The 24,458-nt window shown below is 62.9% G+C and carries 16 protein-coding genes; 14 read left to right on the top strand and 2 right to left on the bottom strand.

What is annotated here, in order from left to right; all coding sequences use genetic code 11:
- The first annotated feature begins 47 nt into the window (after positions 1-47).
- From HX811_RS23830 to HX811_RS23820, 3 genes are read left to right on the top strand one after another with little or no spacing between them, the layout of a single operon-like run.
- Entirely contained in the window at positions 48-836 is a 789-nt protein-coding gene (locus tag HX811_RS23830; RefSeq protein ID WP_177047622.1) for an ABC transporter ATP-binding protein, read from the top strand.
- The gene (locus tag HX811_RS23825; protein ID WP_008439045.1) at positions 833-1,780 is read left to right on the top strand and encodes an ABC transporter substrate-binding protein; all 948 of its coding nucleotides are present in this window, start codon (positions 833-835) and stop codon (positions 1,778-1,780) included. Before HX811_RS23830 ends, HX811_RS23825 begins: the two co-directional genes overlap by 4 nt.
- Positions 1,777-2,787 (top strand): iron ABC transporter permease, encoded by a 1,011-nt coding sequence (locus tag HX811_RS23820; RefSeq protein ID WP_177047620.1) that lies wholly within the window; start codon positions 1,777-1,779, stop codon positions 2,785-2,787. Before HX811_RS23825 ends, HX811_RS23820 begins: the two co-directional genes overlap by 4 nt.
- Here the strand turns inward: HX811_RS23820 and HX811_RS23815 are convergent.
- Positions 2,784-8,705, bottom strand: a complete 5,922-nt coding sequence (locus HX811_RS23815) for a hypothetical protein (RefSeq protein ID WP_177047618.1) — start codon at positions 8,703-8,705, stop codon at positions 2,784-2,786. The genes HX811_RS23820 and HX811_RS23815 overlap by 4 nt on opposite strands.
- 297 nt (positions 8,706-9,002) lie before the next feature.
- On the opposite strand from HX811_RS23815, the gene urtA reads away from it, so the two are divergent.
- The 11 genes from urtA to ureC all read left to right on the top strand — a co-directional run bounded on the left by urtA (position 9,003) and on the right by ureC (position 19,215).
- Entirely contained in the window at positions 9,003-10,268 is a 1,266-nt protein-coding gene (gene urtA / locus HX811_RS23810) for an urea ABC transporter substrate-binding protein (protein ID WP_003217372.1), read from the top strand.
- Positions 10,269-10,400: 132 nt separating this feature from the next.
- Positions 10,401-11,903 (top strand): urea ABC transporter permease subunit UrtB, encoded by a 1,503-nt coding sequence (gene urtB / locus HX811_RS23805; protein ID WP_177047616.1) that lies wholly within the window; start codon positions 10,401-10,403, stop codon positions 11,901-11,903.
- Positions 11,903-12,982 (top strand): urea ABC transporter permease subunit UrtC, encoded by a 1,080-nt coding sequence (gene urtC / locus HX811_RS23800; RefSeq protein WP_177047614.1) that lies wholly within the window; start codon positions 11,903-11,905, stop codon positions 12,980-12,982. Before urtB ends, urtC begins: the two co-directional genes overlap by 1 nt.
- Positions 12,979-13,839 carry an urea ABC transporter ATP-binding protein UrtD gene (gene urtD, locus HX811_RS23795; RefSeq protein ID WP_003217378.1) on the top strand — a complete coding sequence of 287 codons (861 nt, stop codon included), beginning with the start codon at positions 12,979-12,981 and terminating at the stop codon, positions 13,837-13,839. Before urtC ends, urtD begins: the two co-directional genes overlap by 4 nt.
- A 128-nt stretch (positions 13,840-13,967) precedes the next feature.
- Complete coding sequence (gene urtE / locus HX811_RS23790; RefSeq protein ID WP_177047611.1) at positions 13,968-14,666, top strand: urea ABC transporter ATP-binding subunit UrtE; 699 nt, start codon at positions 13,968-13,970, stop codon at positions 14,664-14,666.
- A 30-nt stretch (positions 14,667-14,696) separates the two neighbouring features.
- A complete protein-coding gene (locus HX811_RS23785) occupies positions 14,697-15,536 on the top strand; it encodes an urease accessory protein UreD (protein ID WP_177047609.1) in 840 nt (279 codons plus the stop codon).
- Between the two features lie 175 nt (positions 15,537-15,711).
- Positions 15,712-16,014, top strand: coding sequence for an urease subunit gamma (ureA, locus tag HX811_RS23780; protein WP_003217383.1), 303 nt, complete (start codon positions 15,712-15,714; stop codon positions 16,012-16,014).
- A 9-nt stretch (positions 16,015-16,023) separates the two neighbouring features.
- Complete coding sequence (locus HX811_RS23775) at positions 16,024-16,545, top strand: GNAT family N-acetyltransferase (RefSeq protein ID WP_063033355.1); 522 nt, start codon at positions 16,024-16,026, stop codon at positions 16,543-16,545.
- Between the two features lie 5 nt (positions 16,546-16,550).
- Positions 16,551-17,081 (top strand): GNAT family N-acetyltransferase, encoded by a 531-nt coding sequence (locus tag HX811_RS23770; protein ID WP_177047607.1) that lies wholly within the window; start codon positions 16,551-16,553, stop codon positions 17,079-17,081.
- Positions 17,078-17,386: an urease subunit beta gene (locus HX811_RS23765; RefSeq protein ID WP_003217389.1), complete on the top strand. Its 309-nt coding sequence runs from the start codon at positions 17,078-17,080 to the stop codon at positions 17,384-17,386. Before HX811_RS23770 ends, HX811_RS23765 begins: the two co-directional genes overlap by 4 nt.
- Before the next feature lie 128 nt (positions 17,387-17,514).
- Positions 17,515-19,215, top strand: coding sequence for an urease subunit alpha (ureC, locus tag HX811_RS23760; protein ID WP_087693127.1), 1,701 nt, complete (start codon positions 17,515-17,517; stop codon positions 19,213-19,215).
- On the opposite strand, the gene HX811_RS23755 is transcribed toward ureC, so the two are convergent.
- Positions 19,212-24,371, bottom strand: a complete 5,160-nt coding sequence (locus HX811_RS23755) for a dermonecrotic toxin domain-containing protein (RefSeq protein ID WP_177047605.1) — start codon at positions 24,369-24,371, stop codon at positions 19,212-19,214. The two genes, ureC and HX811_RS23755, sit on opposite strands and share 4 nt — an antisense overlap.
- Positions 24,372-24,458 lie beyond the last annotated feature (87 nt).

The raw sequence follows: 24,458 nt of genomic DNA, 5'->3' as shown, positions 1-24,458 counted from the left end.
AGTAAGCCCGCTCCCACATTTGTCCTGTGTTGGACCTGAGAGTAAAGATGACCTCACTCAACCTCACCGCCCTCGCCTGGACCCCACCAGGCCACGAGCACTGTCATCACCAGTTCCAACTGCGTGACGCCAGCCTGCACGTGAGCGCCGGTGAGTTCGTCGGGCTGATCGGGCCCAACGGCAGCGGCAAGACCAGCCTGCTGCGCTGCGCCTATCGGTTCAGCAAACCGGCTGACGGTGAGGTGCTGCTGGAACACCAGAACGTCTGGAAGCAATCCTCGAAGTGGTGCGCGCAACGCATTGCCGTGGTGCTCCAGGAGTTTCCCGACGCCTTCGGCCTGCGGGTGGATGAAGTGGTCGCCATGGGCCGCACACCGCACAAGGGCCTGTTCGACAGCGATACGCTTGAAGACCAGAACCTGATCCGCCAGGCCCTCGAATCCGTCGGCCTGCTGGGCTTTGAAGACCACGCCTTCGCCACCCTCTCGGGCGGAGAAAAGCAGCGGGTGATCCTCGCCCGCGCCCTGGCCCAGCAACCGCAACTGCTGATCCTCGACGAACCGACCAACCACCTCGACCCGCGCTACCAGTTGCAATTGCTGCAACTGGTCAAGCGCCTGAACATCGGCACCCTCGCCAGCATTCACGACCTGAACCTGGCCGCTGCGTTCTGTGATCGGCTGTACGTGATCAACCACGGGCGCATCGTCGCCAGCGGCACACCTCACGAAGTGCTGACCGCCGAATTGCTGCGCGACGTGTTCGGCGTTGAAGCATTGATCGACACTCACCCCTTGTCCGGCTACCCCCGAATCACCTGGATAACCCAACCATGATCCTGCGCTCCCTGCTGTCTCTCGCGTTGCTGCTCGGCACTTCCCAAGCGTTCGCCGAAGCGACCCATTACCCGCTGAAAATCCAGAGCTGCAACCGCGAAGTGACCTTCGCCGAGGCACCGAAACACGCGGTCAGCCACGACATCAACATGACCCAGATGATGCTCGCCCTGGGCCTCAAGTCGCACATGGCCGGCTACAGCGGCGTGACCGGCTGGAAGTCGGTCACCCCGGAAATGGCGCAGATTCTCGACGGCCTGCCGGAACTGGCGAGCAAATACCCGTCGGTGGAAACCCTGCTCAACGCCAACGTCGACTTCTTCTTCGCCGGCTGGGACTACGGCATGCGCGTCGGTGGCGACCTCACCCCGCAAACCCTGCAACCGTTGGGCATCAACGTCTACGAGCTGACCGAGTCCTGCGCCTTCGTGATGAAGCGCCCGGCGGCCACCCTGGAAGACACCTATAACGACCTGCGCAACCTGGGCAAGATCTTCGATGTGCAGGACCGCGCGAATGCCTTGATCGCACAGATGCAGGCACAGGTCGCCCAAGTGCAGGAAAACCTGCCGGCCGACAAGCCCCGCGTGTTCCTCTACGACAGCGGCGAAGACCGCGCCATGACCTCCGGCCGCCTGGGCATGCCCCAGGCGCTGATCGACGCCGCCGGCGGGCGCAACATTCTCGATGACGTGGACGCCAGCTGGACCCGGGTCAACTGGGAAACCGTGGTGGAGCGCAACCCGCAGGTCATCGTGATCGTCGACTACAGCGAAATCACCGCCGAGCAAAAAGAGCAGTTCCTGCTGAACAACCCGGCGCTGCAATCGGTGGACGCGATCAAGAACCAGCGCTTTATCGTGATCCCCTACGTGCAAGCCACGCCGGGCATCGACAACGTGCTGGCGGTTGAAACCCTGGCCAAGGGGTTCCACGGCGAATGATCACCCGTCGCTATGCCCTGCTGCTGAGTGCCCTCGGCACGTTGTTGCTGATCTCGTGCGTGGTCTCGCTGGGGTTCGGCTCGGCGCGGGTACCGGTGGACGTGGTCTGGCGGATCCTGCTGCATAAAGCCTTCGGCGTTGGCGAGGTGGACTGGAGCGCGGGGCAGGAACACATCGTGTGGCTGATCCGCGTGCCGCGCATGCTGCTCGGCGCGTTGGTGGGCGCCGGGCTGGCGTTGATCGGTGCGGTGCTGCAGGCCGTCACACGCAACCCGCTGGCGGATCCGCACCTGCTGGGCGTGACCTCCGGCGCCACCCTCGGCGCAGTGATCGTGGTACTGCATGTGGGTGAAGTGATCGGCTTGCTGACCCTGCCCATCGCGGCGTTCATCGGTGCGTTGCTGAGCATGATCGTGGTGCTGGCGGTGGCCAGTCGCAACGGTCGGCTGGAGAGTGACCGCCTGCTGCTGTGCGGGGTGGCGGTGTCGTTCGTGATGATGGCGGTGGCGAATTTGCTGCTGTTCATGGGCGACCATCGCGCGGCCTCGGCGGTGATGTTCTGGATGCTCGGCGGCCTCGGGTTGGCGCGCTGGGAACTGCTGGCCATTCCCTTCGCCACCGTGTTGCTGGGGCTGGTGTTGCTGCTGGGGATGGCTCGCCCGTTGAACGCGCTGATGGCCGGCGAACAGACCGCCGTGACCCTGGGCCTGAACGCGCGCAATGTGCGGCTCAAGGTGTTTTTGATCGCCTCGCTGATGACCGGCGTGCTGGTGTCCATCAGCGGCTCCATCGGCTTTGTCGGGCTGATGGTGCCGCACATTGCCCGGCGCCTTGTAGGTGCCGAACACCGGCGTTTGCTGCCGGTGTGCGTGCTGTTGGGCAGTGTGTTCCTGGTGTGGGTGGACGTGGCGGCCCGCACAATGATTGCCCCCGAAGACCTGCCCATCGGCGTGGCCACGGCGGCCATTGGCGGGCTGTTTTTTATCGGCCTGATGCGGCGGCGTTAAACACCCTGGTCGGCCTGCTTGAATGCATGCAACAAGCGCCGCGCCACCTGGCTGCGGGGTTGCCAGAAGCGGTCGGTTTCCAGGATGGTCAGCTTGCCCGAGGTCGCCAACCGGCGGATCACCTCGCTGGGCTTGACCTTCACCACACCCGTGTCTTCGTCGATCCAGTCATCGCGCAGCAACTGGCTTTCGTCCGCGTGATAGCTGGGCTCATACACAATCAACGCGCCGTGCACCGGGGTGAAGTAGTAACGCGCCCCCGCGATCTTGTCCTGGCGCAGCATCTCGATGAACCCGCGAATTTCCTTCTGGGCAATGAAGTTGTGGGCCAGGCCTTCTTCGTAGCGATCCGCCAGGTGCTGGCGCTCGGTGTCGAGCTTGAACAACTGCTGGACCCCCATCACCTTGTAGCCCGCCGGGTAGCGGGTCGATGTGCTGGGGTAGCCGAGGTTCATGATGCCTTCGAACAATGCCTTGTAGGCCGGTGTGTCCGGCCGCAGTCCCACGGCCATCGAGGGGCCCGGGTCTGCCACCGGTTGCACGGCGATGAAGGTATCGCTGTCGCCGTTGCCCAGCACCGCTCCCAGCCGCGCCTGGTGCTCCAGCGGCACAACCTGTTGCCATACCTGGCGCGCGGCATCGTCCGGGTGGGCGCACAACGGGCCCAGGGCCATGCGGGTATCGCGCACTGCCAGTGTCGTGGCCAGGCGCTTTATCCGGGGCAACAAGGCATCCCAGAACGGGCTGCTGTCGAGTACCCGCAGCTCACCGGATTCCACCAGTTTCAACACATGGCTGTCGATGCTGCCTCGACTGTTGAGGTGTTTCAGATACGCCGCCTGCCGGCGGCTGGAATCCCAGTCCGGGTCGATCCTCACCGCCTGATACCGGAACAGTGAGCCATCGGCACACGACACATACAACGCCAGGAACCGCTCGCTCTGTGCCACCCGCAAAAAGCTCAGCGCCGCCAGCACCACGGCCGGAGCCATCAGTTGCGCGTAGTCTTCTGCCTGGGGCAATTCGGGCGCAGCGCGCTGCGGGAGCCTCAGATACAGGCCTTGCAGGCTGTACCCAATCGGCAACTGGCCGCGCAGGAACGCCCGGTCGAGGGCAAATTTCAAGTCATCGCCGTTGACCGGCGTACAGGCGACAAAATGCCCATTGTCAGACGACTTGAGCATCACGCCGAAGCTCAGGCGGGTGCGCTCCAGGGTGTAGTGGTGAGCATGACGTGCCGCGTCGTCGGCATGCTTGAACACCGGGCTCAGTTGCCGATCCGCTACGGCATGAACCGCCGCCTGTGGCGCAACGTACGCCAGGCCGGGCATCCAGCCCGGCAGCACACGCTGGGCAGTGCCCCACAACGGGCCGCCCTCCAGTACCTGCAAAGTCCCCACCCGCGCCAGCTGATTGACCAGCTCGGTGGGGCTCTTGCGGCCGCTGCGCATCTGCTGCTCGACGGCATTGCTGTAAGGGTCGTGCAACGCCAGGCTGTTGGGGGCCAGGGAGGTTTCCAGGTGGCTGAGCAACTGCGTCGCTTCGTTGCGCCGGGCCGAATCCAGCAAGCTGCGCTCGGCGTCCTGGGTACTGAAACCGATGAGTGAGCCGTCGGGCGTCAACAGGTATTCGTGGGTCCACAGGTGACCCGACTTCAGGGCGGTCTCCAGTACTTTGGTCGAAAACAGGTTTTGATACACCGCGTTTTCTTCAGAGGGTAACCAGAACCCCAGCACCCGGGCGGCACGTGACCGGTAGCGCGCGACCATTTTCCAACCAGGGGCCAGCAGCGCCTGGCTGACGTCCAGGCCCGGCAGGATGACGTTCGGGTCGAAGTCTTCACTCAACACCGGCACCGCCAGGGTCGCGACAAACTTGCCGTTGCGCTGCAACACCAGCCCGCCTTGCAGCGTGTCGCGCTGTGTGCCCAGCTGTTGGTGGGCGTAACGCACCGCATCGGCCTGGTTGCTGAACAGCGGGCTCAATGGGCGACGCATAAAGTTGGCGAAGGCGGTCCATGGGGCCTGGCTGACATCCAGTTTACCCGCCAACGCCCAGCATTCGCTCGGCACCAAAACGCTCAACCAGCTCAACTTCGCCACTTCGTTGACAAACCCGACCGCCGAGAGCTGCCCGCTGGCCATCAAGGTCTGCACGTCTTCATAGACCCCCGACAGCTGGCGGACCGGGTTGAACAGCGTCGATGCCACCGGCGTTTGTACCTGCAGCAGCGCCTGGTCCAGTGTCGAGATAAACACCGGCAAGCCCGTCAGTGCGCCTGTCTCCCGTTGGCGCTTGGCCTCGACGGTGGCACTGGCCAGATCCCCGGCCGAAATAAAATGCTGCGCCAGCCAGTGTTCGGCGGTGGTCAGCCCCTGTGGCATCCAGTTGCGCCGGTAAACCAAGGCGTGCAGTTGATAACCCGCGGGGTAAATGAACTCGCCTTCGTCATCCACGGCAAACACGGCGCTCAAGGCGAACAGCCCGGCCCTATCCCAGGCGGGTACAAGCTCGGAGCAGACAAAGGCGTCCTGATCGCGATGCTTGAGCATGAAGCCGAAACCGGTTTGCGTCGGTGCTTCATGGTCCAGGCGCGTGTGCAGCTCCCGAGCCGCATCGGCGGCACTGGCGCAAACCGGGCCATAGGCAACCTGCTCCGGGCGTTCGCGCCGGGGTATCGGCAGGCGCGGCCGCCAGTGTTCGGCGATCAGCCCCGGCGCGCCCCACAACGGGTTGGCCTGCACCACCCGCACACTGCCGGCCGCCGCCACCTGGTTGATCCACTCCAGCGCCGTCAGTGTCCCGCTGGCCAGGTTGAGGGCTGTCGGGCTGCGATGGGGCAAGGGGTCGAGCGCCTTGAACAGGCTCGCCTGGGCGGGAGAGTCGATCAGGTCATACGCCAGCAAACAATCTTCGGCGCCCGACAGGTAGGCCACGGACACCTGCTGGCGATTGCGGATCAGCGTGTGCACGTCCAGGGCGCTGAACATCTGCGCCTCCAGGCAGGCATCGTCCCGCGACCAGCCCGGGCGCCGCAGGCGCTCGGGTTCCAGCAACGAAACCCCGCGGCTGGAGCCATACACGGCCTTCAGCAGGTGACGAGGCGGGAGCAGTGAGCGGCCCTTGACGTCCTGGGGATAGACAACCCCCAGGGCAAAGCGCCCGGCATCACTGGCTGGCAATGGCTCGGTGGCCGCGTAAAGGCCGTCCGGGCGCTGCAGGATATAGCCGCAGTATTCGCCCTCACGCCAGCTGCCGATTTGCCCGTGGGCGTAGCGTGCCGCGTCTTCTACCTGGAGAAACCCGCGGCTCAGTTGCGGGCGGGGTGCCAGGGCGTAAGGTCGCCAGGTGTCGGTGACCAGCCCCGCCACATCCCACAGCGTGCCCGGCTGCAACACCGACAGCGCACCGGCGGCGGCGACCTTTTGGATCAGCTCATGGGGCGTAACGGAGGCGGCCTGCAGCTCATCTCTCAGCCCGTTGTCCGTTACACGGCCATCGGGCAGCACGTGGTAGAGCTGGCTTTCCTCGGCCGAACCGGAAGCGTCGTAGGCAAGATGAGCGCCGTCCGCCGTAGAGAGGTAAAAAGCCAGATTGCTCTCGGGGTCGATGCGTAGCGCAGCAACCCCCTGGGCAAAATCCGCAGTGTCGATGAAGGCCTCGTACAACCACGGTTCGGCGGCGATGCCGGTGGCATCCGGTTCGCTGCGGCAGTACCAGCCACGCAGGTCGAAGCCGGGCGGCAGGCGATCACTGCCCAGCACTCGAGACAAGGCAAACAGGCTATCGCCGGCAGGCACCGGGCCGGAAGGTTCACTGACCACGTACTGCGCGGCCCCCCGAGCCTTGAGGAGGCAGCCGACACGCCGGCCACCCGGCGAGGCCTGCATGCGGTCGTGGGCATAACGCCCGGCGGTGGCCAGGTCGGAAAAAACCCAGCTCAGCGGTGCATCAATGGGCGCTGTCGCGGTGAACGGTGTCTGGGGAGTCCAGTTCGGCGGGACACGCCCCTGGACGTTGTACCAGGCGTCATCCGCCAGCAGCACGGTCAGCTCACCCAGCTTGACCAGCTCCTTAACCAGCCCCTCGGGAGTTCCGTCGTAACCTTGTGGCCGGGGCACTACGACGCCAGTCGGCAGGGTTGTGTGCAGATACTCGGCAAACTCACGTTCCGCACGGGAACCGCTGATCCCATACTTGAGCAACGTGCCATTCGGCCCGCTGGTGTACAGCGTCTTGATCAGGTCAGAAAAATAAATCATCAGGAACACCGTGTGGGCGGCAGGTGTACTGATCATGAAGTCGATTTGCCGAGGGGTGCGCTCAGGAAACCGGGCACCGAGTTCGGCCACGTCGGATTGCGGACGATGGAACTGCGCCACAATGCGGTGGCCCTCAAGCTCGACACGGGTCAGGTACTCGCCGCTGGATGAGACCTTGCCCCATGCCCGTTCCGCTTCCGTGGGGCGCAGGAGCCTTGACGCAAGGTAGCGGCCATCACCGCGCTGCAGGATAAAGCTCAGGAGAAAACTGTCGCGCTGCTGACCCACCTGATAGTGCAGGTAACGCGCCGCATCGTCGGTGGTCACAAAGGCCGGGCTCAAGGACTGATGGAGGTGTTCGTGTGCGCGCCATTGCGGGCCCACCACACCGGTCTTGTCCCAGACCTGGCCAGCCTCGACCACCGTCAACGTCCCCACGGCAGCCACCTGCCGGACAAACGCCGAAGGGCTCAGGGAACCCGCCTTCAGGCGGTTGTCGATGTCCGCACCGCGATTGGCCAGCAGCCGGGATTGCGCCTCTGAACCTGTGCAGTGGTACATCAGCAGGGCACCGTCATTGGCGCGCAAGTAAAAATGCAAGCCCAGGCCATCGGTCCCTGCCATCATCACCACGGCGGCCAACGCAGAGGCCGTGAAGAAGTTTTCGGCCAACAACGACTCTTGCGCCACAACAGGTCCCGCCTGGGGCGACAGGGAACAGTAAATACCGAACGTCAAAAAGTCACTGTCCGCCTTGGGCACTTTAGGCAGTGACAACTTGCCACTGGTCAGCGCAAACACCGCCTTGAGACGGTCAGACGGAAACTCGGCCACGTACTGGTTCAATGGGTTTTTGTACAGGAAACCAAAGAGGCTCTCCTGCCTTGCGAACCCCAGCGGCGGCAAGACCGATCGCACCGCGTCCTGCCACCGGCGGCTGACTGGGCTGGCCAGGGGCGCCAGTGCCTCCTGCCCGACCTGCGACAGGGTTTGATTGAGGGTCCACGGCGGCAGCAATTGGCCAGGCTTTCCACCCAACTCGGCGTTGGCAACGATGACCCGCAGGTAACCGGCTCTGGCCGTCTCATTGATAAAAGCGATGTAATCGTCGAAATCGGCCGTCGGTTTGGCCACCATCAACTTGCTCAGGAACTTCGCCTCAGCTGCAGAACCGGTGCTTTCATACTGGATGAGCGAACCATGAAACCCGGACAGGTAGTAACGGGTACACAGCATGCGCAGTTGAATGGTGAGCCGCAGGATGTTGATGGGAAAAAAGCTGCGGTCCAGGCGCAACTGCGCATCTGTCCACTGCTGTATCTGTGTAGCGCGCCGGCTGCCATCCCCGGCGCGTGAACTGTACAGGGCGTGAACGCGGTGGCCCTGGTACGGCAGAAAGTTCTTGTCCGCATCAACCTTGAGCAGTTCGTCCTGGAAATCGAACCCGTTGGCGGTCCCGGGCACCGGTACGCTTGGCAGGTACATCCCGTCATCACGCTTGAAAACCAGCCCGCCAAATACCGTCTCGCGCCGGTTGCCGATCTGTTGATGCGCCCAATGGGCGGCATCGTGATCGGTAACGAACGCCGGCCCCAGATGGGGAACCGGCCTGCGCGTGCTCGCCGCTTGATCGTCTTGAATGTGAGTACTGTCCATGTTCATCGTCACTTGAGTGAAGTTAAGAAAACTGGCGCTGCCCCTGGGTTGCCGGGGGCACCAGGCAGGCTTCACTTTCAAGGGTTTGGCCGGACGCAGGCATTAGATAGTTAAGGCTCGGGGCGCCAGGCACCATCAGGGTGCGCCTGCACGCACAGCCTGCGTTGATTGGCGCCGCATTGGTGCATCGCCCACCCCCATAGCCCGATCACAGCTCGCGCGCACCACGCTTGCGCGCCCCGGCACAGCCTTTGCAATCACTCCCTCATCACATCATTGAGTCATGGAGATTGCACAATGAAGCGTCGCAGCTTGATCAAGGCTTTCACACTGTCGGCATCCATCGCCGCGATGGGCATGACCTGGACGGTACAGGCCGCCGAGACCATCAAGGTCGGCATCCTGCACTCGCTGTCCGGGACCATGGCGATCTCCGAGACCTCGCTCAAAGACATGGCGCTGATGACCATCGACGAGATCAACGCCAAGGGCGGCGTGAACGGCAAGATGCTCGAACCGGTAGTGGTAGACCCAGCTTCCAACTGGCCGCTGTTCGCTGAAAAGGGCCGCCAGTTGCTGACCCAGGACAAGGTCGCCGTGGTGTTCGGTTGCTGGACCTCGGTGTCGCGCAAATCGGTATTGCCGGTGTTCGAAGAACTCAACGGCCTGCTGTTCTACCCGGTGCAATACGAAGGCGAAGAGATGTCGCCGAACGTGTTCTATACCGGTGCGGCGCCGAACCAGCAGGCGATCCCGGCGGTGGAGTACCTGATGAGCGAAGAAGGCGGCGGCGCCAAGCGCTTCTTCCTGCTGGGCACCGACTACGTGTACCCGCGCACCACCAACAAGATTCTGCGTTCGTTCCTGCACTCCAAAGGCGTAGCGGATAAAGACATCGAAGAGGTCTACACCCCGTTCGGCCACAGCGATTACCAGACCATCGTGGCCAACATCAAAAAATTCTCTGCCGGTGGCAAGACCGCAGTGATCTCCACCGTGAACGGCGACTCCAACGTGCCGTTCTACAAAGAGCTGGCCAACCAGGGCCTGAAGGCTACCGACGTACCGGTCGTCGCCTTCTCCGTGGGTGAAGAAGAACTGCGCGGCATCGACACCAAGCCGCTGGTGGGCAACCTCGCCGCCTGGAACTACTTCCAGTCGGTGGAGAACCCGGTGAACAAGAAATTCGTCGCCGACTGGAAAGCCTACGCCAAGGCCCACAACCTGCCGGGCGCGGATAAAGCCGTGACCAACGACCCGATGGAAGCCACCTACGTGGGCATCCACATGTGGGCGCAGGCGGTGGAGAAAGCCAAGTCCACCGACGTCGACAAAGTGCGCGAAGCCATGGCCGGGCAGACCTTTGCCGCGCCGTCCGGCTTCACCCTGACCATGGACAAGACCAACCACCACCTGCACAAGCCGGTGATGATCGGCGAGATCCAGTCTGACGGGCAGTTCTCGGTGGTGTGGCAGACCCAGGAGCCGATTCGTGCCCAGCCGTGGAGCCCGTATATCCCTGGCAATGACAAGAAGCCGGATTACGCCGTCAAGAGCAACTAAGACCGCCGCACTGATCGTTCCCACGCTCCGCGTGGGAATGCATCCCGTGACGCTCTGCGTCACACAGCGGACGCAGAGCGTCCAAGGCGGCATTCCCACGCAGAGCGTGGGAACGATCTATAGGAAACTGCCATGCCCACTGCCCTATACCGCTTCATCCTCGCCGCCCTACTGTTGCTGCCCCTCGCCGCACACGCCAGCGACGCCGAAGACTTCATCAACGCCAACCCGATGCAACAAGCCAAGCTGCTCCAGGACTGGGCCGCCCAGCCCGACCCGGCGCGCATCGAGCTGGTGGACGCCCTGCAACAAGGCCAGATCAGCGCCAACGGCGAAACCAAGACCGTACGCCTGAACAACCGCCTGCGCGGCCTGATCGACAACGTGCAAGCCAGCCAGGAATTGCTCGCTGCCGACCCCAAGGTGCGCCTTGCCGCCGCCCAGACTCTGCAAAAAAGTGCACAACCTGCGCAGCTGAAATTCCTCGACCAGCAACTCGCCGGCGAAACCAACGACGACGTACACACAGCCCTCAGCCTCGCCCTGGCCAACCTGCAACTGGTAGACCCCGACCCGGCCGTGCGCCTGGCCGCCGTGCGCTTGCTCGGCGGCACCGGCGACCCGCTGGCCCGCACTCGCCTGGAAGCCTTGCTCGCTCCCGGCGTCGAAGCCGACGCCACGGTGCACACCGCCGCCGAGACCAGCCTGGCCCAGGTCAAACGCAAACTGATGGTGGGCGAGATTCTCGGCCAGGCCTTCAGCGGCATGTCCCTGGGCTCGATCCTGCTGCTGGCGGCGCTCGGCCTGGCGATCACCTTCGGCCTGCTCGGGGTGATCAACATGGCCCACGGCGAGATGCTGATGCTCGGCGCCTACTCCACCTATGTGGTGCAGTTGCTGATGCAGCGCTACGTGCCCCAGGCCATCGAGTTCTACCCGCTGATCGCGCTGCCGGTGGCGTTTTTTGTCACCGCCGCCATCGGCATGGCCCTGGAGCGCACGGTGATTCGTCACCTCTACGGCCGCCCGCTGGAAACCCTGCTCGCCACCTGGGGCATCAGCCTGATGCTGATCCAACTGGTGCGCCTGGTGTTCGGTGCGCAGAACGTTGAAGTGGCCAACCCCGAGTGGCTGTCCGGGGGAATCCAGGTGCTGCCCAACCTGGTGCTGCCGTACAACCGCATCGTGATCATCGCCTTCGCGCTGTTCGTGGTGGTGCTGACCTGGCTGCTGCTGAACAAGACGCGCCTGGGCCTCAACGTGCGGGCCGTGACCCAGAACCGCAACATGGCCGCCTGCTGCGGCGTGCCCACCGGGCGCGTGGACATGCTCGCCTTCGGCCTCGGCTCCGGCATAGCGGGCCTCGGTGGCGTGGCCCTGAGCCAGATCGGCAACGTCGGCCCGGACCTCGGCCAGAGCTACATCATCGACTCGTTCCTGGTGGTGGTGCTCGGCGGCGTCGGCCAGTTGGCCGGTAGCGTCATGGCCGCCTTCGGCCTGGGGATAGCCAACAAGATTCTCGAACCGCAGATCGGTGCCGTACTCGGCAAGATCCTGATCCTCGCGCTGATCATTCTGTTCATCCAGAAACGCCCGCAAGGACTCTTCGCACTGAAAGGACGGGTGATCGACTGATGAACCAGCCATTGATGCTTACGGCCGCGCAAAAGGCCGGCCCCAAGGTGACCGTCGCGGTCGGTGCAGTGGTGCTGATCCTGCTGCTGGCGCTGCCGTTGTTCTCGCTGTTGTCACCGGAAAATCCGCTGCACGTTTCCGCCTATACCCTGACGTTGGTGGGCAAGATTCTGTGCTACGCCATCGTCGCCCTGGCCCTGGACCTGGTGTGGGGTTATGCCGGGATGTTGTCCCTCGGCCACGGCCTGTTCTTTGCGCTGGGTGGCTATGCCATGGGCATGTACCTGATGCGCCAGGCGTCCGGCGATGAGCTGCCGGCGTTCATGACCTTTTTGTCGTGGACCGAGCTGCCGTGGTACTGGACCGGCACCAGCCACTTCCTCTGGGCGATGTGCCTGGTGGTGTTGGCGCCGGGATTGCTGGCGCTGGTGTTCGGGTTCTTCGCCTTCCGCTCGCGGATCAAGGGCGTGTATTTCTCGATCATGACCCAAGCCCTGACGTTCGCCGGGATGCTGTTGTTCTTCCGCAACGAGACCGGGTTCGGCGGCAATAACGGCTTTACCAATTTCCGCAGCATCCTCGGGTTTGGCATCACCGAGCCGGGCACGCGAGCGGCGCTGTTTGTGGCCACCGTGGTGTTGTTGGTGGCGAGCCTGTTCATCGGCTGGCGCCTGGCCCAGAGCAAGTTCGGCCGGGTGCTGACAGCGCTGCGGGATGCGGAAAACCGCCTGATGTTCTGCGGTTACGACCCGCGTGGATTCAAGCTGTTTGTCTGGGTGTTGAGTGCCGTGATGTGCGGCTTGGCCGGCGCGTTGTATGTGCCGCAGGTGGGCATCATCAACCCCAGCGAAATGTCGCCGACCAACTCCATCGAGGCCGCTGTGTGGGTGGCCCTCGGCGGGCGTGGAACCTTGATCGGCCCGCTGCTGGGCGCCGGTGTGGTCAACGGCATGAAGAGCTGGTTCACCGTGGCGTTTCCTGAGTATTGGCTGTTCTTCCTCGGTGCGCTGTTCATCATCGTCACCCTGTACTTGCCCAAGGGTGTGTTTGGCCTGCTGAAGAAAAGGGGCGACCAATGAGAATTACAGCGACGGCGGAATTCATGCTCGAGCCCATCCTTGAACCGAACAAAGACCAAGGCAGCGCCCGCGATGCCATCGGCCTCGGCCAGGCGGCGGGCAAAGGCCTGAACACCCGCCACGGCACGATCCTGACCCTGGAAGACATCAGCGTCAGCTTCGACGGCTTCAAGGCGTTGAACGACTTGAACCTGTACATCGGCGTCGGCGAATTGCGCTGCATCATCGGCCCCAACGGCGCGGGCAAGACCACGCTGATGGACGTGATCACCGGCAAGACCCGGCCCAGCCACGGCAAGGCCTGGTTCGGCGAAACCCTCGACCTGACGAGCATGAGCGAAGTGCAGATCGCCCAGGCCGGCATCGGTCGCAAGTTCCAGAAGCCCACGGTATTCGAAGCCCTCAGCGTGTTTGAAAACCTGGAGCTGGCGCAGAAGACCGACAAATCGGTGTGGGCCAGCCTGCGGGCGCGCTTGAGTGGTGAGCAGAAAGACCGCATCAGCGAAGTGCTCGACACCATCCGCCTCACCGCTTCAGTCAATCGCCCGGCCGGCTTGCTGTCCCACGGCCAGAAACAGTTCCTGGAAATCGGCATGTTGCTGATGCAGGACCCGCAACTGTTGCTGCTGGATGAACCGGTGGCGGGCATGACCGATGCCGAAACCGAGTTCACCGCCGAGCTGTTCAAGCGCCTGGCGGGCAAGCATTCGCTGATGGTGGTGGAACACGACATGGGCTTTGTCGGCTCGATTGCCGACCACGTGACGGTGTTGCACCAGGGCAGCGTGCTGGCCGAAGGGTCCCTGGAACAGGTGCAGGAAAATGAGCGGGTGATCGAGGTTTACCTCGGCCGCTGAACCTGATCGTTCCCACGCTCCGCGTGGGAATGCATCCGGTGACGCTCTGCGTCACACGGCGGACGCGGAGCGTCCATTGCGGCATTCCCACGCAGAGCGTGGGAACGATCATTGAGGAGATTTTGAACATGCTGCAAGTCGACAAGCTGCACCAGTACTACGGCGGTAGCCACATCCTGCGCGGGCTTTCCTTTGAGGTAAAAGTCGGCGAAGTCACCTGCCTGCTGGGCCGCAACGGCGTGGGCAAGACCACCCTGCTCAAGTGCCTGATGGGTTTGCTGCCGGCCAGGGAAGGTGCGGTGAACTGGGAAGGCCGCGCCATTACCGGCTTCAAGCCGCACCAGCGGGTGCACGCCGGTATCGCTTACGTGCCCCAGGGCCGGGAGATTTTTGGCCGCCTGACCGTGGAAGAAAACCTGCTGATGGGCCTGTCCCGTTTCCCCGGCGCCGAAGCCAAGGAAGTGCCCGCCTTCATCTACGAGCTGTTCCCGGTGCTGCTGCAAATGAAGCAACGCCGGGGTGGTGACTTGTCCGGCGGCCAGCAACAGCAGCTGGCTATCGGTCGGGCCCTGGCCAGCCGCCCGCGCCTGCTGATCCTCGATGAACCCACCGAAGGCATCCAGCCGTCGGTGATCAAGGAGATCGGCGCGGTGATCAAGAAGCTCGCGGCACGCGGCGACATGGCGATTCTGCTGGTGGAGCAGTTCTATGATTTTGCCGCGGAACTGGCCGACCAGTACCTGGTGATGTCCCGGGGTGAAATCGTCCAGCAGGGGCGTGGAGAAAATATGGAAAGCGAGGGTGTGCGCGGGCTCGTTACGATCTAATCTGTAGCGTCCTAACGATAAGCACTGACCATGACCCTACCTGCCCCCACCGCGCTGTTCACCCCCAGCTGGCACGCCGAGCTGGAACTCGGCTACGCGCGTTTCGGCGACACCACGCGCCCGGTGATGCGCCGCCACCTCGGCCCGCTGCGGGTGCAAAAGCACCTGTACGCCGAAGGCCCCGAGGTGTGCCAGCACATCATCGTGCACCCGCCGGGCGGGATTGCCGGCGGTGATCGTCTCGATATCAGCGCCCATGTCGCCGAAGGTGCGTGGGCGCAACTGACCAGCCCCGGCGCGGCCAAGTGGTACCGCGCCGGCGGGCCGGCGTATCAGAAACTGGAGCTGACGGTTGAGGCGGGCGCGACGCTGGAATGGCTGCCGCAGGAGACCATCGTGTTCAGCGCCGCCCAGGCCGAACTCACCACCCGCATCGACCTGCAAGGCGATGCCCGGCTGTTTTACTGGGACGTGGTCGCCCTCGGGCGCCCCGCCAGCGGCGAGCGTTTCGACCTCGGGCACTTCCAGTCGCACCTGGATATCCGCCGCGACGGCCAGTTGATTTGGCATGAGCGCCAGCGCATTGTGGGCGCCGACGGTTTGCTCGACTCACCCATCGGGCTGGACGGGCAACCGGTGTTTGCGACCTTGCTGGTGACCGGCGAAATCGACCCTGAACTGCTCGAACAATGCCGCTCCCTGCCCCACCCGGTACGCGGCGACCTGACCCAATTACCCGGCCTGCTGGTGGCCCGCTGCCTGGCCAGTGAAGCGCTGCTGGCGCGAGGCTGGCTGATCGCTCTGTGGCGCCTGCTGCGCCCGGCCGTGCTGGGCCGCGAGGCTGTATCACCGAGAATCTGGAGCACATGAAGATCAAAAGTCGACCCTGTTCCCTGTGGGAGCCGGGCTTGCCCGCGATGGCATCACCTCGGTACATCAGACATACCGAGTCGTCAGCATCGCAGGCAAGCCAGCTCCCACATAAAGCAGCTTTCACATCGGATCTTCAGTGTTTTTATGAATATTGTTTGAAGGACCTTGAACGATGGACCTGACCCCACGGGAAAAAGACAAACTGCTGATCTTCACCGCCGGCCTGGTAGCCGAGCGGCGGTTGGCGCGCGGTGTGAAGCTCAATTACCCGGAAACCATCGCCTACATCTCCGCCGCGTTGATGGAAGGCGCCCGCGATGGCCGCACCGTCGCCGAGCTGATGCACTTCGGTACCACCCTGCTCACCCGCGAACAGGTGATGGAAGGCATCCCGGAAATGATCCCGGACATCCAGGTGGAAGCCACCTTCCCCGACGGCACCAAGCTGGTCACCGTCCACCAACCCATCGCCTGAGGCCCGACCATGTCCTTTTTGATTCGTGATGCGGTGCACGCCGATTTGCCAGGGATTCGCGATATCTACAACGACGCGGTGCTCAACACCACGGCGATCTGGAACGAACAACCGGTAGACCTGGGCAACCGCCAGGCCTGGTTCAGCGCTCGTCAGTCACAGTTTTACCCGATCCTGGTGGCCATCGAAGACGAGCAGGTCATCGGCTACGCCTCGTTCGGCGACTGGCGACCCTTCGAAGGCTTTCGCCACACCGTCGAACACTCGGTGTACGTGCGCAACGACCAGCGCGGCAAGGGCCTCGGCCCCCAGCTGATGCAGGTGCTGATCGAGCGGGCGAAAACCTGCGACAAACACGTGATGGTCGCCGCCATCGAAAGCGGCAACCAGGCCTCGATCCGCCTGCATGAGCGCCTGGGTTTCATCACCACCGGGCAGATGCCCCAGGTCGGCACCAAGTTCGGGCGCTGGCTGGACCTGACCTTCATGCAACTGACGCTCAACCCTGGCGCTACGCCGCCCAAGGAGTGACACCGATGAACGCCCAACTGCGTCGAGTCAATGCCGAAAGTTTTGCCCATTACCGCCCGGGTTTGATTGAGCTGTTGCTGGACGCCGTGAAGCACGGCGCATCGGTGGGTTTCATGGCCGACTTCGATGAGGCCCAGGCCAACACCTATCTCAATGGCGTGCTGGCCAGCCTCACCGATGGCAGCCTGCTGCTGTGGGTGGTGGTGCGTGATGAGCACGTCGTCGCCAGCGTGCAGTTGGCGCTGTGCCTGAAAGCCAATGGCCTGAACCGCGCCGAAGTGCAGAAGCTGCTGGTGCACAGCGAGGCTCGGCGCCGTGGCCTTGGCCAGCAACTGATGAGCGCCCTGGAACTGAGCGCCCGCCAGTACAAACGCGGGCTGCTGTACCTGGACACCGAAGCCGGCTCCGGCGCCGAAGCCTTCTACCAGTCGCTGCGTTATACCAAGATCGGTGAATTGCCCAACTACTGCCAAAGCCCGGACGGGCGCTACACCCCGACCGCCATCTACTTCAAGACCCTGGGGCAACCTGCATGATTCCTGGCGAATTTCAGATCCAGCCTGGCGACATCGAACTCAACGTGGGCCGGCGCACCGCCACCCTGAGCGTAGCCAACAGCGGCGACCGGCCGATCCAGGTTGGTTCCCACTATCACTTTTTCGAGACCAACGACGCACTGACGTTCGACCGTGCTGCCAGTCGTGGCATGCGCCTGAACATCCCGGCCGGCACCGCCGTGCGCTTTGAGCCAGGGCAGAGTCGTGAAGTGGAACTGGTTGAGCTGAGTGGCAAACGCCGGGTGTTCGGGTTTGCCGGGCGCATCATGGGCGACCTGGATTAATGATCGTTCCCACGCTCTGCGTGGGCATGCATCCTGTGACGCTCCGCGTCACGACCTTCAAGAGCGGACGCAGAGCGTCCAGGGCGACATTCCCACGCAGAGCGTGGGAACGATCAGGAACTAAACACATGAAGATTTCCAGACAAGCCTACGCCGACATGTACGGCCCCACCGTTGGTGACAAGGTCCGCCTGGCCGACACCGAGCTGTTCGTCGAAGTCGAACAGGATTTCACCGTCTACGGCGAAGAAGTGAAATTCGGCGGCGGCAAGGTGATCCGTGATGGCCAGGGCCAGAGCCAACTGCTCGCCCATGAGGTGGTCGACACCCTGATCACCAACGCGCTGATCATCGACCACTGGGGCATCGTCAAGGCTGACGTCGGCCTGAAAAACGGCCGCATCGCCGCCATCGGCAAGGCCGGCAACCCGGACATCCAGCCCGGCGTGACCATCTGTGTCGGCGCCAGCACCGAAGTGATTGCCGGTGAGGGCATGATCCTCACCGCCGGCGGCATCGATACCCACATCCACTTCATTTGCCCGCAGCAAATCGAAGAAGCACTGACCAGCGGCGTCACCACCATGATCGGCGGCGGCACCGGGCCGGCCACCGGCACCAACGCCACCACCTGCACCTCCGGCCCATGGCACCTGGCGCGCATGCTCCAGGCCTCCGACTCGTTCCCGATGAACATCGGCTTCACCGGCAAGGGCAACGCCAGCCTGCCGGAGCCGTTGATCGAACAAGTGAAGGCCGGTGCCATTGGCTTGAAGCTGCACGAGGACTGGGGCACCACGCCGGCGAGCATCGACAACTGCCTGAGCGTCGCCGACGAATACGACGTACAGGTGGCGATCCACAGCGACACCCTCAACGAATCCGGCTTTGTCGAAACCACCCTCGCCGCCTTCAAGGGCCGCACCATCCACACCTACCACACCGAAGGTGCCGGTGGCGGTCACGCGCCAGACATCATCAAGGCCTGTGGCTTCCCCAACGTGCTGCCCAGCTCCACCAACCCAACCCGGCCGTTCACCCGCAACACCATCGATGAACACCTGGACATGTTGATGGTCTGCCATCACCTGGACCCGAGCATTGCCGAAGACGTGGCCTTTGCCGAAAGCCGCATCCGCCGCGAAACGATTGCCGCCGAAGACATCCTTCACGACCTCGGCGCGTTCTCGATGATCAGCTCCGACAGCCAGGCCATGGGGCGGGTTGGCGAGGTGATCACACGTACCTGGCAGACCGCCGACAAGATGAAAAAACAGCGCGGGCCATTGCCTGGCGACGGCGAAGGCAACGACAACTTCCGCGCCAAACGCTACATCGCCAAGTACACCATCAACCCGGCGATTACCCATGGCATCAGCCACGAAGTGGGCTCGATTGAAGTGGGCAAGTGGGCCGACCTGGTGCTGTGGCGCCCGGCGTTTTTCGGGATCAAGCCGACGCTGATTCTCAAGGGCGGCGCGATTGCCTCAAGCCTGATGGGCGACGCCAATGCCTCGATCCCGACGCCGCAACCGGTGCACTACCGCCCGATGTTCGCCAGCTTCGGCAGCTCGCTGCACGCCACCAGCCTGACCTTTATCAGCCAGGCGGCGTTGGCGGCAGGCTTGCCCGAGCAATTGGGCTTGAAGAAGCAGATCGCCGTGGTCAAGGGTTGCCGCGCGGTGCAGAAAACCGACTTGATCCACAACGATTACCTGCCGGATATCGAGGTTGACCCGCAGACCTACCAGGTCAAGGCCGATGGAGTGTTGCTGTGGTGTGAGCCTGCGGATGTGTTGCCGATGGCGCAGCGTTACTTCTTGTTCTAAGCCCCAAAAACGGCACTGATCGCCTGGTCGGTCAGTGTCGTGTTCAGCACCTTGAGTTCGTTGTCGATCCCGGCAAACGAGGCGTCGTACTCTGCCTGATTCATGGTGGTCCCCGGCAGACTGTTACTGCGCGGCCGACCGAGGATATCGGCAGTCCTGGCGATGGTGTCGCTCAGGCCCTGCTTGGCCTCGGCAGACAAGCCGCCATCCCTGGCCCATTGCGCTTGCGCGTCCTCGTAGTCGAGCAACGCTTCAAATTTTTTGGAAATGCTCGAGTATTCCACCTTGTGGGCCCGCTCCAAATATTCCTTCCACATCGGCTGCTCAATCAGGTTCTTGCGTAACTGTTCCCCCTGGTCCAACGCTGTCACCTGCGCGTACGCCGCCTCCACCATGGCCGGCGTCACATACTCCTCACGGTACAGCATGGTTCTGGCCTGCCACGGCAAGTCCAGGCGGGCGGAAAGCTGCGCGGTGTAGGCCAGGTAGATCTCGACCTCATCAATAGGCGGGATCTCATTACCTGCGGTGTCGTAATGAGTGACCAACATGCCCTCCTGGTCATACTCCGTATACCTGGCGCCTTGACTGATCAGTTCTGCCACGCGCGCATGGGCGATCCGCCCCAACTCATCCAGCCGCCACTTGCCCCTGGCCAGCTTGAGTACGCTGCTTCTCACCGCATTCGCGTCCTCATTGGCATAGGCCGAGCGCAACAACACTTCAACCCCCATGGCATTGAACAACTGCGCCCCCGCATCCACGCAAGCGGTGGGGAACTGTGCCATGCGGAACAGTTCCTCTCGCAACTCGGTGTCTTCGCCCATGGCCTCCAGCATGCGCCATACTTTCGCGGTCAGTTCCGGCAGGTAGCGTTGGCCTTCGACGACGGCATCCCCGGATTTGGCCAAGAAGCGAATTTCGTTGAAAAAGGCTTCAGAACCGAAGGCGTCCTCAAGCATTTCCCACAATCGTTGCTTGGATTCCCAATCCTCTTCGGTCAATCCCGTTTTCCAGCGTTTGCTATCGGCCCGGCCTTTGGGCGGAAGCTGACGATCCGGATCGTTACCGGCTGCCTCGATGTATAACCTGAACTGGCTCACGGTTTCAGTACCCAGTAGCTCACGGGAGAGCGTGGTGCGCGCAATGATCCGAGCGTTATCAGAACCCGGCGCAAATACCGGCACGCGGATAAGCGCGTTCTCGCGCAAATCCAGAATGAAACGCCGTGGGCGCGGCAGGCGAAACACACTGGCAGGCCACTCCTCCAGACCTGTTTCAGCAAGCCACAGCTGGCGCAAATGAGGCATACGGCTCACGTCCGGAGCCAGCCTCAACGGATTGCTTTCAAGCGACAACTCCTTGAGCTGTTTCAGGTTGCTCAAGACCATGACACTTTGCGAATTCAGGACAACTTCATTGCCCCCAAGGTTCAGCTCGGTCAGGTGAGGCATGCTGGCAATGGCCGGCGGTAACCGGGTCAACCGGCAGGCTTGCACGGACAAGCTGCGCAGCCCGCGAAAGTTGGACACAAACCCGTCGACGTCCTCACTGGTCAAGGCCATGCTGCGCAGGGACAGCTTGCTGACGTGATCAAAGTCGGCCGGCAACCGCGGCAGGGTGCGCAACTGCTGGCGTAATTCAACCTCCTCCCACTCGATGGCCTGGCCGAGGTATTGACCATTGCCGTCGATATCCCTCGGTCCGATTCTGCGCCAGGCTGCCTCAAGCGTCTCGACGATCCGCCCCCTGGCCCGATAGATCCGGTTTGCCCCGGGACTGCTCGTCGACGCGCCTTCGCGAGCACTGATCTGCCAGGTTCGCAACGTCTGGGTCAGGTTGCTGAATTCGCTTTCGAGCTCCCTCAACCAGTTGTCGTTGAGTGGATTGCCAAAGGGTCGCAACTGGGCAATTTCGTCGCTGGTGATGTCCGGGTATAAGTTGCGAATACGTTCCTGCAATTTACGCTCAAAAACCCACCCACCGCGCCCACTCAAAGGGTAGCCACGCCGGCCGCCCGACAACTGCGATAACGGTTTGAAAAACGGTTGAGCGGATTGCATTTTCAGCACTTTGCGCAAGGCACTGCGCGACAGTGCATGTTCCTGGATTTTGCCCCGCAACTGCGGACCCTGCCCAACGTCTGGCAAGCCTAGAGACTGGCGATGGGCATCCGTCAGGGCATGTTGCAAGGCGCCGTACAGGTTGTCGACGTCATGCAAACTTTGCCCACTGGCGTCAAACGCTTCGTAGCGTCCATCGCCCCTGTGCACCAATACCTTGCGGTGCGCGGACTCGGGTGAGCCATAACCGGCACGCAGGCTTCCGGCCAGGGAGCCTTCGCGAACCTCAATGCGCAAGCCGTTTCGCCAGCCAGGAAGGCGCTCCAGCGTGTTGAGCGCCAGCGCTTCGGTGTCGACATTGGCCAACTCGTCCAGATAAAGCCCTTCGTAGGCCCGGGCCAAGCGCAGATGTCCAAGTTGCCGGCGCGCTTGCTGCGCCAGCTCCAGGGGAATCTTGCGATTGTTGAGCAGGCTCGCCCGCTGCGAGGGGCTGGCACCTTCCAGCAGTTCCTCGACCATGATCGGGGGCAGGCTTTTGAAGTCGCGCGCGAACAGCTGCAGCTCAGCGCTGCCAGGCATAGGCCGCCCGAGGTATAGGCTGTCGAACACCCGCCGCAGGGACTGTTTTGCATAGATTCCCAGGCGAGCCTGCAACGCCTGGCTACGCAGCGCGGCCCCGTAAGGCATGTGTTGGCCGAGCAGGTTTTTAAGCTGCTCCTCGGGCAAACTCTCGACGATCAACGCCGGCAGCTTGCCGCCGAACAGGTCTATGCGGCTGATGCTGATCAGTTCCGTCCCGGGCGCATGAGGTTGGCCATACAACGCAGCTGTCCTGCTGGTGCCCTGGCCGTCAAATACTTCGATGGTCCTGCCGGGCGGCCAGCCGGTCATTTCCACCATCAACGACGCGGCGTAGCTACCCAGGTCCATCGACATCGACCCCGCAAGGATCTGCCCGCTCAAGCTTTCGGCACGCCCGTAAGCCCGCATGCGCACCGCCGTATCGAGTGTGATGGCCGGCGTGGGCTCGCTTTCCACATACAGCCGGCGCAGCACGCTTTCGTCGGTGTCACTGATCTTGCGCACCTGCTCCAACTGCGTATCGCTCAGGCCTTCCATCACATGGCTCAGTCGCCGCATCAACGGAGCACCTTGCCACGTCAGGGGCTCATCGGCCTCATGGGTCCAGGCGCCAGAACCGTTGTTGACGATCTGAGGCTCATACGCCTCGGGCCTGCTGGGGTGCTGGACCCGGTACACGCCCGGTTCGTCTTGCGCGGTCACGGCGTAGCGATTGCCGTCCACCGACACGACCTGGCGCCCATTGACGGTATGTAGTCCCGCCTGGTCGGGAACCGAGCCTGCCGGCAGTCGGATGTCCTGCGCATAGGGCGCAAGGTCCGGCTTCCACAAGCGAGCCTTGCCCGACGGCAGCCTGACGGCCTTGAGTCCTTCGATAAACGGCGACAGGCTGATATGCAACGCAGCGCCGCCCACCGCCAGTTGCGCGAGATTGTCCAGCACGTCAGCGATATGCGCCCAGCCGGCCTCGCGGTCACCCTGGCCGAGTTCAACCACGCCCTCCAGCACTTCGTACAGCAGTTGCCCGGCCGTGACCACCGCCATCAGTGCACCCAAGGGCGGAATGAACATCGACACCAGGTTCAAGGTGAACAGGCCGATGTTCATCAGATGCGCCATCCGCCGGTCGTGGCCAGCCGCGTCGGTTTGAGCGGTGGGTATCGCCATGCTCAACCCATCGTCGAGTGCGCGCTTGCGCATGTCGGCGTACAGCTCGTCCCAAGGGTCGACGTCAATCCACAGCCCCTTGATCGGGTGGGCGTTGAGGTTCAGGTTTGGCTGATCCTGCGGCGTGCGGCTGATATGTCGCGGGGACTTTATGACGGCGTTGATCGCCTGGAGTTCGGTGAGCGATTTTCTTGCGTAGTACTGTCGCCACGCTGGATCAGGACCCAGGGCCACGCGCCTTTGCGGTTCATCGACGCGTTTCTCGGTGAACCGCCCGTAGTAGTAAGCCAGGTATTTTTTCCCGATGAACCGTGAGAAAAACTGTTGGTGGGCCGTGACCTGAACCCCCCTGCTGTCCCAATAGTCCTCTGGCCTGTAAGCGGTCAGCTCACGGGTCGTTTCCTCTGCATAGTCGGCAAAGGTTTCGTAGCGCTTGACGGGGTGCTCGGGGTGGTCGGGGATGTAGACGATAAGCCAGGTGCCATAGCGGTGCTCCACGCTCGGGTCGATCATGAGGCAGCCGTGCATTTGCAGTTCCATGATACTGGGCCAGCGGTGCCAGACCTGCTTGCCGTCGTGCTTGATGCGTCGCTCGCCATTGGCGATGCGCAGCAGTAGCGCGTAGTCGTCGCTGCGAATATCACCTTTGAGCAACGCCACGTAGGCGGCGGCTCTGAAGGCGTCCTTTTGCCGGGTGATAAAGCGTTCACGCAGCAGGTTCCTGGACACGGTTTGCACGGGCAGCAGGTAGGTGGTGAGGTGTTCCTGGTACAGCCTGCCCAGGTCCAGGTCGCGGCATAACCGGGCGAAGGTCTCGATCGTCAGGGTCGTGGTATGGCGCTCGAAACGGCCATCCGCGCCGGGAGCGGTGATAAAGCCTGAAGCACTGTCGAAGAACCCGGCGCGGGTCTCGCGCGCTTCAAAATTGTTCAAGGCCGCTTGCAACAGGGACAAAGTCTTGGTCCGGTAGCCTGTCGCTAGTCCTTCGACCGGTACATAGAGGCGCAGATGCACCTGGTTGACGTCCAGCTCAAACCCGGCGGCCTTCAACGCGGCTTCAAGCAATGGCCGGGCGAAGGCGTTGACCTCTTGCACCTTGCCGGTCGCTTGCTCCAGTGCAGTGTGAGACTTGATGCTCGCCTCCAACAGGTTTTGCAGCGCAGCCTTCTGTGCCGGGGTGGTGGCCGCATACCAGCCGGGGATCTCTGGCTTGGCCTGCGTGATGGCTGCACGCAGGGCAGGAGATGCGCTGACCAGGCTTTCGGGGATGGCGGCTTTGATCTGTGCATAGTGACGCCCTTCGCCGCCCGGCAGGAGCGAGGTGGAGGCTTGAGGTGCTGGCATAAACGAGTACCGATAGGGAAATTAAGGCAATGACCTTAATCAGTCGCCCCCGGCACTCGGCGGTAGCTATTTGAACGGATTGCCCCC

Origin of the sequence: Pseudomonas sp. F8002 (assembly GCF_013385495.1) — a bacterium.
Taxonomy (GTDB): domain Bacteria; phylum Pseudomonadota; class Gammaproteobacteria; order Pseudomonadales; family Pseudomonadaceae; genus Aquipseudomonas.
This window is presented reverse-complemented; position numbering and strand designations above follow the sequence as displayed.